The following is a 10,932-nucleotide window of genomic DNA, read 5'->3' as shown; positions in this document are numbered from 1 at the left end:
GCTCTCTTGGCCATTGTCATGACCAAGATGAACCGCTGTCCATACGGTATCACCAAACCGATTTGCGACCGTTGCGAAATTCAATGCTTCGGCGACAAGAACACCAAGCAGTTCAACGAGATAATGAGCTCTGCCAGCACCGGCATGATGTTCAAGCATCCGATTATGGCCTTTAAACACAAGATGGCCAGCCTGAGCGTGGACTATTCCAAGAGCAAGCAGGAAAAGAACGAGCGGGAGAAGGCTGAAGCCAAGGCCAAGAACGCTGCCGAAAAGGCCAAGGCCCGTGAGGAAGCCAAGAAAAACAAAGAAACGAAGAAAAAAGAGAAGAAGAAAAAATAAATTCCAAATTAAATTCATGCATTTAAGAAGCTCCCAGCTGTCCTTTGGCCAGCGGGAGCTTCTTATTTCCCTTAATATTCCTACTAAACTGATGGGGTTAGTCCCCACCATCAGCAACCGGAATTATTTGTAGTTGGTAGGCAGAACCTGGAAATGGGCCTTCGGATGAGCGCAAACAGGGCACTCCTCCGGAGCTGCTTCACCGGTGCATACATAGCCGCAGTTGGAGCACTGCCAAATAACCTTTTCATTCTTCTTAAATACCTTATCCTGCTCCACGTTCATGAGCAAAATCTTATAGCGCTCCTCATGCTCCTTCTCGATAGCAGCCACTGCCTCAAAGAGCTTGGCAATCTTTTCAAAGCCTTCCTCCCGGGCTACCTTGGCAAACTCCGGATACATGGAAGTCCACTCCTCATTTTCACCAGCTGCAGCTGCCTTGAGGTTATCCGCCGTGGAAGGAATCTTGCCGCCATTGACCAGCTTGAACCAGATTTTGGCGTGTTCCTTCTCATTTTTGGCCGTCTCAGTAAAGATGTTCTGAATTTGAACGAAGCCATCCTTTTTGGCCTGAGAGGCGAAATACTGATACTTGGTGTGAGCCTGGGATTCACCGGCAAATGCTGCCCACAAATTCTGTTCGGTCTTACTTCCCTTTAATTCCATGAAAAAACCTCCTCATAAATCATATATAAACAACACACAAAAGCTAAATGCTAACGGATAATAATTATCCGTTAGCATTAGTATACCATTTTTATGGGTAATGTCAAGCTTACATATTTTTTATTGGAAGCGGCCCACGGCTAAGGGCAATTGCTCCCGTTCTGGCTATTTCAATAATTTCAAATTCCGCCAGCATCTCGCAGATCGCATTGATTTTACTCTGGGAGCCGGTCAGCTCAATCACCACATTTTCCGGACTGACATCCACTATCTTCCCCCGGAAAATATCCACTATATTGCGAATATCCGCCAGGGAGCCCTTGGTAGCCCGCACCTTCAGCAGCACCAGCTCCCGGATAATGGAATCCACCAGCCCAAGATTTACGATTTTTATTACATCAATGAGCTTGCTGAGCTGATTTACCACCTGCTCCAATTCCCGGTCGTCCTCTACTGAAACCTCAATATTAATCCGGGTAACATCCTCATCCTCGGTATAGCCGGCGGAAATACTTTCAATGTTAAAGGCCCGACGGCTGATAACTCCCGATACATGGGTCAATACACCAGGCTTGTTATCTACCAGCACGGCCAAAATATATTTTTTCATTCTTCGCCACCTCCCAAAACCATATTATCCAACTGAGCTCCGGGAGCCACCATTGGTAATACGTCCTCTGTGGCTGGCAGCATTACGTCTATAAGGATTGGCCCCTCTACATTGAGGGCCTTCGTCAAGGCCTCCTTCAGCTCCTGGGGCTTTTCTATCCGACAGGCCTGCATACCCATGGCCTCAGCCAGCTTCACATAATCTGTTTTGCCTCCCAGCAGGGTCTGGGAATACCGCTTACCGTAAAACATCCGCTGCCACTGGGTAACCATGCCCAGCACCCGATTGTGGAGCAGGACTACCTTTACATCAATATTGTTGTCAGCTGCCGTGGACATTTCCTGGCAATTCATCATCACGGAGCCATCACCAGTGAACAGCACAACCCTCTTGTGGGGACATCCCAGCTTGGCACCCAGGGCGGCCGGCAGGCCATAGCCCATGGTTCCCAGACCGCCGGAGGTAATAAATTGCCGTGGATTGCGGCTGTTAAAGAACTGGGCCGCCCACATCTGATGCTGGCCCACATCGGTAACCACAATGGTATTCTCATCCACCATAGCACTGACCATATCCACCAGCTGCTGGGGCATAATCACCTGATCATTGGTGGTGTAGCTGAATGGGTATTCCCTGTTCATTTCCACCACATAATTGTGCCACTTGCTGAATTTATTCACATAATCCTCATCTGATTGATGGAGGCCTTCCATAAAGATAGGCAATGACCACCGCAAGTCCCCAATTATCGGATAATGGGCAAATACATTTTTATTGATTTCCGCCTTATCCACTTCAAAATGAACAATTTTGGCGTTAGGGGCAAAGGCATCCAGCTTGCCGGTTACCCGGTCATCAAAGCGGACACCTACGCCAATCAGCAGATCACTTTTTTGTACAGCCATGTTGGCGGCATAGGAGCCATGCATTCCCACCATGCCCAGGAAGCCCTCCTGTCTGGCCGGAATACAGCCCAGGCCCATCAGGGAGCTGACCACAGGAATACCGGTATATTCCACGATTTCCCGCATAATATCCGTTTGATCGGATAAGGTAACACCTCCGCCAATGAAAAACACCGGACGCTTGGTGGCCCTTAGGGCCTCCACCACATCAGCCACCTGCTGCTCATCACCGGTAAAGTCCCCCTTGTAGCCCCGCAGCTTCACCTGCTGGGGATATTCATAATCCACCATGGAGGTAAATACATCCTTGGCAATGTCGATAACCACCGGCCCCGGGCGGCCGGTACGGGCAATAAAAAATGCTTCCTTGATTACCCGGGGAAGCTCTGCTGCCTTTTTCACCAGATAATTATGCTTGGTAATAGGAGTAGTAATCCCCACAATATCCGCTTCCTGAAAGGAGTCCTTGCCGATGAGCGGATTGGTCACCTGCCCGGTAAAGCATACCAGCGGTACCGAATCCATATTGGCCGTGGCGATACCGGTAATTAAATTGGTAGCCCCGGGGCCCGAGGTGGCAAACACCACTCCCACCCTGCCGGTTGCCCGGGCATAGCCATCCGCAGCATGAACAGCTCCCTGCTCGTGGCGGGTCAAAATATGCGGAAATCTGGCCTGATATACGGCATCATATAAATCGAGAACGGCCCCGCCGGGATAACCAAATACCAAATCAACATTTTCTTTTTTCAGACTCTCCAGAATAGCCTGGGCTCCATTCATCTGCAAAGAAAACTCCCCCTTATATAAAATACACTACTCATACATCATCTATGAATGAAAATTATAATATTGTCCACTGAGTACATATTATACAATAACATTTACATCATTATCAACATTTCATTGTTAAATTGTGTATACTTTACAGAATTTTACTACGAAATCTTAGTGAATCAAATCCAAAGGATGCAGATGAGCTCTAGATTTCGTTGTAAGGGCGTGTGGACACCGTCAGGTGTCCAGTAAGCTTGCCATAATTGTTCTCTATGAAAACACATAGACTTAACACAGCCCCCTTTGCGTATTCCTTCCCACCCATTTAACAAGCCTCCGCCCCCTGTGGTATTTCCATGGTCTTAGCTGAGCAGCTGACACTGACCGCTACGGGTGCTTTACTCCCACCTAAGAGGAGGGAGTCTTAGCACCCGTTAGCATCGGATAAAAATTAATTGAAAAATCATGGACATTTTCTCTACCATTAATATATGATGTAGGTAAATATTTATATACAAAGACAGCGAGGGTAAGATAGTTATGCTACATAAATTAAAATATTTTTTATCCGTCATTATTACTACAGCACTTATACTGGTCATCTCACCTGGTCAGGCCAGGGAGTATTTGCTCCAGACGAACCAGGACAGGCCGGTGCGCATTGGCCTGTTGTCCATCAATCAGGACACAAACCGCCGCAGCCGGGAATTGCTGGAGCAATATATCAAGGTCTACCTGCAGGAGCTTTCCAAAAGCACCCATCTGGGCTATGAATATATTATGGTAACCCCCGAAGCAGGACAGCGATTGCTGAATAACGGTGAATTAGATCTGTTGGCACCAGTCCTGGGGCCAGCAGACAATACCTCTGACAGAATATATAGCGAAGGTGAGGCCTTTTACTGTATGCTAAGCCTTTTTGCGGTTCCGGACAGCAAGCTGAATGTTCGGGACAGCTCCACCATGGACAACATCACCATAGGTTATGTGGCAACAGAAGATAATGCAGGATATATAACCTATTATGTAGAAAGCCAGGGCTGGCACAACATCCACTATGTGACCTACCCAAATGGCAAAGCCATGATTGAAGCCCTGCATGGCGGGGAGATACAAGCAGCCATGGATGATGGCTCCAACCTGCGGGGAAATGAAATAGAGCTGGCGGCCATAGCCATTGGCCTAGGTCAGTTTACAGCTCTCCCCTCCAAGCAGCCTTTGGTTTTGGCCTTAAACAACGCAATTATAGATACAGAATTAAAGAACCCCTCCTTTGGCACGCGATTGCAACAGGAATACATTGATCCGGCAATTCACCACATTGTCTCCTATTCAGATACGGAACGTAATTATGCCGAATCAGCGGCTCCACTGCGAGTTGCCCTTCCAGGCAGCTTTCCCCCATTCATCGTGGAGGATAGCGGTATATTTAAAGATATTCTCGATGAAATTGGCAAGGACAGCGGCCTGACCTTTGAAATCATCCAGGCCAATGACCCACAAAATGCGGAAAAGCTGCTGAAAAATGGGGAGGCCGATATCATGGCCTACGTATATTCCGGTACCGACTATCAGCGTTCCATGACCTTTACCAATAATTTCATGGTGGTGGATTACTGGGCTATAATACACAAGGAAACAGAATTCTTTAACTCGCCAAAATCAATTGCCATACCGGCGAAAATTCCCGGTCTTATGGAATACGTGGAATCCCAATTCCCGGCTTCGGCCATTACTACCCTGGACACGGTGGAGGCTTGTCTGGATGGGGTGGAACACCATGAATATACCATGGCGTTAATCCCCAACCTATATCTGCTGCACTACAGCAGTCTGGCCACCAGACCTCAATTGAAGATTGCTGACAAGCACACCTGTCACGTTGGTCTCAGCTTTATGGCCAGCGAAGCAACTCCGAACAGATTGGTACATACCCTAAATACCGCCATTCAGCGAATGTCACCGGAAAAAGCCAATCGTATTATCAAAACAAATTCCCGTCCGGTGATTAATTTTGGCTATCTGTTGCAGGAATATCCCGCCACCATGGTGGCCACCATATTATTAATTTTGATGACCGCCCTGGGTATCGCCTTCATAGTAAACAATAACCGGCGAACCAGGCAAAGCAACATTCTGCTCAGTGAGAAAAACAAGGAGCTGCAGCAGGCCCTGGATGAAGTAAAGGCCCTGACCAGGGACCGGGATGCCTATAAGCAGGAATCAGAAACTGATCCCCTTACAGGACTTCTGAACAAAAAGGGAATTGCCCTCCGCTGTCACCAGCTAATGAAGCAAACACAGCCGGATGAGGCCATAGCCCTAATTATTATTGATTTGGATCACTTCAAGCAATTTAATGATACCTATGGCCATCAGTCAGGGGATAAGCTGCTGGTCACCTTTTCCAAGCTTCTGAAGCGCAACTGCACCGACATGACCGCCGCCGCACGATTTGGTGGCGATGAATTTTTATTAATGGTTCCCCTGCCAAAGGATTTCAGTATTCACGATATAAGGAAGCAAGCCCAATGGATTCTCACCTCTATTAAGAACATGATGGTGGATGGTCATCCCGCCAATGTAAGCGGCAGTATCGGTATTGCCATCGCCAAGGGGCAGGATATAAGCTACGACGACCTGTTCCGCCATGCGGACCGGGCACTATACAAGGTGAAGGCCGCCGGTCGTGACGGCTTCCAAATTTATGAGCAGCAATAAAATGATAACTTATTCAGGTGGAGTTTTAACTCCATCTGAATTTAGTTGAATATTCCCCCTTAGCATCGGATAAAATTAATTCCATAAAGAAACAAAAAAAGAAGACTGCGGCATGGTGTCTCGAAACCACTCTTGCCACAGTCCTCTTTTTATATTAAGCGCATAAAACAAATTTAAGTGTGTCCACCAGCTATATCCCCATTACATGAGATAACGCAGATATACATAGGCTGTACTGATGATGATGGACAAAATCATCAATGGGAAGGCGATCTTCATAAAGCCGATGAAGGAAATCTGACGGCCATGCTGAGCTGCCATGGAAGCAACTACAACGTTGGCACTGGCACCAATCAGGGTACCGTTACCACCAAGGCAGGCGCCCAGAGCCAGGGACCACCACATAGGCTCCAGATTGCTGAGGCCCATAGCACCCATATCCTTAATCAACGGTATCATGGTAGCTACAAATGGAATATTATCAACGAAGGCCGATGCAAGAGCTGACATCCAGAGAATAAGGATTGCCGTACCTTCTACAGAACCATGGGTAACCTTAATGCCCTCTTCAGCCAGCATCTTGATAACGCCAGTTTCTACCAGGGCACCAACCAAAATAAACAAACCGGCGAAGAAGAAGATTGCCGTCCACTCAACCTTGCTGAGAACCTTTGCAATCATTTCCTCATCCCTTGTAAAGGTGATCAACAGCAATAAGCCGGCACCGGAGAGAGCAGCAGTAGTTGACTCAAGGCCCAAGGCACTATGTGCAACAAAGAGGCTCATGGTCAATGCCAGAACCAGCAGACACTTTTTCATCAGTGGCTTGTTGCTGATCTGCTTGGAGGCATTCAGCTTCATTACCTGTGCCTGCAGCTCAGGAGTGGTATGGAGCGACTTGCCATAAATCATCTCAAGCAAGAATACAGTCACAATGAAAATAACAATTGCCGGAAGAGTCAAATGAATAATGAAATCCATAAAGCTCAAGCCTACAGCAGAGCCAATCATGATATTTGGTGGGTCACCTACCAGGGTTGCTGTACCACCAATGTTGGAAGCCAAAATCTGAGCAATGAGGAATGGCTTTACATCTACCTTCAGCTGGGAAGTAATACTAAATGTTACCGGAACCGTCAACAATACTGTGGTAACATTATCCAACAATGCGGAGCATACCGCCGTCAGCAAAGCCAAGGCCAGCAGCAATTTCATTGGCTGAGCCTTTACCCGCTGAGCCGCCCAAATGGCCAAAAAGTTAAACAAGCCTGTTTCCGCCGTAATATTTACGATAGTCATCATACCAATGAGCAAGCCCAATGTATTGAAATCTATGTGATGAATCGCAACCTCCTGAGAGAGTATGCCAAAGAGAATCATCAGCATAGCACCAACAATACCAACTATGGTACGATGGACCTTTTCCGAAATAATCAGTGCATATGCAGCTATGAATATCACCACTGCAATCGTCGTTGTATCCACAACACTACCTCCTCTAATCCTAAATATTTGTTTGACGATTTTTCGATGTACAATAACTTTACCATATAATTAATAATTTGTACATAGTAATTTTTTATTGATTTGAATTAAAATTGTATTATGAATATTTTTTTCTTCTCCAATACAGCTTTATTCTACGTCAATGGAGAGATTGGGCAATCCCCTTCGCTGCTTGGATACCTACGCCAAAAAAAGGTAAATTCCGGCTAAATTCATATAGAATATCAATCCCCTCTGAATAAGTCTCCAAATTATGCTATAGTAATATTACAGGGGATTTTCCCCCGCAAACCAATGACTGTTAAGGAGACGACAACGATGAACCTACTTAAACCTCGCTTAAAAAAGCTGCTTAATATTGTGGGAGCGGCCTCCCTGTCCGGCATCCTGATTTTTGGGAGTGCTCCATTGGCCCATGCCAGCTCCGAACTGACTGATAAGGGCTATCAGCTGGAGCAGATGATTATTTTTAGCCGTCACAATCTGAGAACGACTATTGTAAAGGACGATTCCTCAAGTGCCTCCATGATGAACCACAAATTACCTGAATGGAATATGCCCTCCGGTAATTTAACCATGAAGGGAGGTATTAATGAAACCATTTTGGGACAATATATGCAAGCCTATTTGCTGGATGAAGGCTTTATGCCCAATTCCTGGCAGCCGGCCTACGGAGAGGTGGATTTTTATGCCAACTCATATCAGCGGACCATTGCCACGGCCCAATATTTTGCGGTGGGAATGCTGCCAACGGCCAACGTTCCTATAAGACACACCTTAAGCATAAATGACCGTGACCCGGTTTTCATCAAGCCCCATATACTGGACACCCCAAAGCTATACGAATTGTGCATGAAATACCACAATGATAACTTTGAGGCATATAAGGCTGATTGCCATCGATGCTTTGGCAGCTTTGAAAAAATTTCCGATTTCAAAAATTCCCCCTTTGCCAAACAACACGGCATTAGCCATATTGACACCAGTAATTTATATTTAAATATGCAGGGAGAAAACAAAAATATCCTTAATTATTCCGGTGATGCCAGAAATGCCTATAAATTGCTGGATGCGATTATCATGAATTATTTTGAGGAGCCGGATAATAATATGGCAGACTGGGGCAGCGGTATGACGGACCAGGACTGGAAGAATATCGGCTGCATAAAAACCAGAGGCATCGAAATGATATCAGCCAATCCGGCCATTGCCCTAAGAAATTCCCATGATATTTTAAACATCATTGCGGATGACCTGAAAAATGATCGGCTGAAATTTGCCTTTTTATGCGGACATGATACCAATATTTTTAATATCCTGACCGTTCTTCAGGCGGAGGACTATACACTGCCTGAAACCATATTGACCAAGGCCCCCCTGGGAATAAAAATCGTTTTGGAAAAGCGGCAGGATGCCGCCGGTAATCTGTTCATTAATCCATACCTTATGTATATGTCCGACCGGCAGCAGCGCAATTCCTCCCAGCTCAATCTACAGCATCCGCCAATGCTGTATCCCCTCAGCTTCAAGGGACTGCACAAAACGGAGGATGGCTTGTATCCCTACGCGGAAATAGAGGAACGGTTGAATATGATTAACGACCAATATAATGAATATTGTGTCATAAAATGATAGCTTATTCAGGTGGCGTCTTAACTACGCCTGAATTCAGTTGAATTTTACCCAAAACGCTACAGGTGCTGTACTCCCGCCTAACAGGAGGGAATATTATCCTCCGTTAGCATAGGATAAAATAAACAAAAGCAGGGCCGCGTGACAATACGAAGCAATCGTATTAATCACTGACTCTGCTTTTTCCTTATACATCAATAATAAAGCTCCGCCTATCGGCCCCCGGGCTTACTTCTCCTCCCTGGAAAATTTCACCGCTGCCCTGGCCAATTCGTCAGTGGAATCCACAAAGACTCCCTCCAGTCCATACATGGATACTGCCACCGGTACCTCAGTGCAGCCAAGGATAAAGGCTTCGGCTCCCTGCTTCCTCATGTCCGCCAATAAGGCTCTGATGTCCCCCGTATCATAGGCCTCATTATTGGCCTTGACCCCATCATAAATCATGTCATCGACAATATGCTGCCTTTGGGCGGCCGGTGCGATACACTTGATATTCTTGGCCTCCAGAGCCTTCTGGTACAAGCCGGTACTGATGGTGCCACTGGTGGCCAGCAATCCCACCTGCTGATACCCCTGCTCCATAATATGGTCTACAGCCACGTCAATAATGGACAGTACAGGAATGCTTATATGGGGCAAAATCTCCGGCAGAAAATAATGGGCCGTATTGCAGGCCATAATGATGAAATCCGCTCCCCCCGCCATGAGCCGCTTGGCACTTTTCACCATCTCCGGTACAGGCGACGGACCCAAGCCCTTGATTGCTCTGGTACGGTCCGGAATCAGGCAGTTATTGTCCACCAGCATAGGAATATGCTCCTGATCCGCCTTGGCCGGTGTGGACAAAATTATTTTTTTCATCAAATCCACTGTGGCCATGGGCCCCATACCACCTAAAATACCAATTGTTTTCATACTGCTCACTCCTAAGTTTACCATTTTTCACCTGTCTAAAGGATATCATTATCACTAAATATACGCAAATGAATAAATAATTTGTTTTTTAAAATTATTGCTTGCATTATCCCCAGCTTTCATTTATAATAAAACACGGTTGATTTCAAGTTACTGGGGGCGTAGCTCAGCTGGGAGAGCACATGCCTGGCAGGCATGGGGTCAGGGGTTCAAGCCCCCTCGTCTCCACCAGAAAAAAGATAACCTCGAAGCCTTTATTGCTATTGGTTTCGAGGTTTTTTGTTTCCTCTGTCACCGGTGAAGCAATAAAGCCGGACTGCCCCTCCTTCCTATTAATTGGCCCAAATCAAGGAAGAATACAAAAAACTAATTTTTTGTGACAAATTAGGTAAAATCTGCCAAATACCTGACCACAGCCGGCGAAAAATCGGTGTGCCCTCCGATTAAAAAAAATGTAATACTTTCCTTCCTGATACGTAGATAAGGATAAGAGTCGTAATAAACACAAAAGAGGTGCGGAATAATGGAACAGGTAAGCAATGTATTGAGGCCGAACAAGAAAGAATTAAATCATGATGAAATGAACAAGGTAGCCGGTGGGCTCCTTACCCACGGAAGACCCTTCTCCCTGCCGGATACCCATCCCCTTTCACGTACAGCTCAGGGAAACAGGCTGGTAATCAAAAGACACTGAAATCGGGTACTATGCTCCCGCCTAAGCGGAGGGAGTCTTTGCACCCGTTAGCAACGAATAAAAAAGGTGCTGTGATGAAATGTGAGAGCATTTTATCCACAGCACCTTTTTACTATGAACACTTAGCGAGCACAAGCCTACGGCGCAGTGGGAGCTTAGTG

Annotated in this window: 9 protein-coding genes and 1 tRNA gene; 5 read left to right on the top strand and 5 right to left on the bottom strand. The window is 46.3% G+C overall.

Annotated features, from left to right (window positions below):
* Positions 1-342, top strand: a 342-nt coding sequence (locus Q0Y54_RS08725; protein WP_297966403.1) for a nitrous oxide-stimulated promoter family protein, incomplete at its 5' end; no start/stop codon positions are given.
* 123 nt (positions 343-465) lie between these two features.
* Here the strand turns inward: Q0Y54_RS08725 and rbr are convergent.
* From rbr to ilvB, 3 genes are all read right to left on the bottom strand, one after another.
* Positions 466-1,008, bottom strand: a complete 543-nt coding sequence (gene rbr / locus Q0Y54_RS08720; protein WP_297966402.1) for a rubrerythrin — start codon at positions 1,006-1,008, stop codon at positions 466-468.
* A gap of 109 nt (positions 1,009-1,117) precedes the next feature.
* On the bottom strand, positions 1,118-1,618 hold the full coding sequence (gene ilvN, locus Q0Y54_RS08715; RefSeq protein WP_297966401.1) for an acetolactate synthase small subunit: 501 nt from the start codon (positions 1,616-1,618) through the stop codon (positions 1,118-1,120).
* Entirely contained in the window at positions 1,615-3,306 is a 1,692-nt protein-coding gene (gene ilvB, locus Q0Y54_RS08710) for a biosynthetic-type acetolactate synthase large subunit (RefSeq protein ID WP_297966404.1), read from the bottom strand. Before ilvB ends, ilvN begins: the two co-directional genes overlap by 4 nt.
* Before the next feature lie 534 nt (positions 3,307-3,840).
* Between ilvB and Q0Y54_RS08705 the strand changes: the two genes are divergently transcribed.
* Positions 3,841-6,021, top strand: a complete 2,181-nt coding sequence (locus Q0Y54_RS08705; RefSeq protein WP_297966400.1) for a diguanylate cyclase domain-containing protein — start codon at positions 3,841-3,843, stop codon at positions 6,019-6,021.
* Between the two features lie 201 nt (positions 6,022-6,222).
* On the opposite strand, the gene Q0Y54_RS08700 is transcribed toward Q0Y54_RS08705, so the two are convergent.
* Positions 6,223-7,506, bottom strand: coding sequence for an ArsB/NhaD family transporter (locus tag Q0Y54_RS08700; protein WP_297966399.1), 1,284 nt, complete (start codon positions 7,504-7,506; stop codon positions 6,223-6,225).
* A gap of 339 nt (positions 7,507-7,845) precedes the next feature.
* On the opposite strand from Q0Y54_RS08700, the gene Q0Y54_RS08695 reads away from it, so the two are divergent.
* On the top strand, positions 7,846-9,159 hold the full coding sequence (locus tag Q0Y54_RS08695) for a histidine-type phosphatase (RefSeq protein ID WP_297966398.1): 1,314 nt from the start codon (positions 7,846-7,848) through the stop codon (positions 9,157-9,159).
* A 228-nt stretch (positions 9,160-9,387) separates the two neighbouring features.
* Here Q0Y54_RS08695 and Q0Y54_RS08690 read toward each other — a convergent pair whose 3' ends face one another.
* Positions 9,388-10,077: an aspartate/glutamate racemase family protein gene (locus Q0Y54_RS08690; RefSeq protein WP_297966397.1), complete on the bottom strand. Its 690-nt coding sequence runs from the start codon at positions 10,075-10,077 to the stop codon at positions 9,388-9,390.
* A gap of 155 nt (positions 10,078-10,232) precedes the next feature.
* Here Q0Y54_RS08690 and Q0Y54_RS08685 point away from each other — a divergent pair.
* Positions 10,233-10,308, top strand: a tRNA-Ala gene (locus Q0Y54_RS08685).
* 292 nt (positions 10,309-10,600) lie between these two features.
* Positions 10,601-10,771: a hypothetical protein gene (locus Q0Y54_RS08680; RefSeq protein ID WP_297966396.1), complete on the top strand. Its 171-nt coding sequence runs from the start codon at positions 10,601-10,603 to the stop codon at positions 10,769-10,771.
* Positions 10,772-10,932: the final 161 nt, after the last annotated feature.

Origin of the sequence: uncultured Anaerovibrio sp. (assembly GCF_947302755.1) — a bacterium.
Classification (GTDB): domain Bacteria; phylum Bacillota; class Negativicutes; order Selenomonadales; family Selenomonadaceae; genus Anaerovibrio.
The sequence above is the reverse complement of the archived record's forward strand: the minus strand, read 5'-3'. Positions and strand labels throughout refer to the sequence as shown.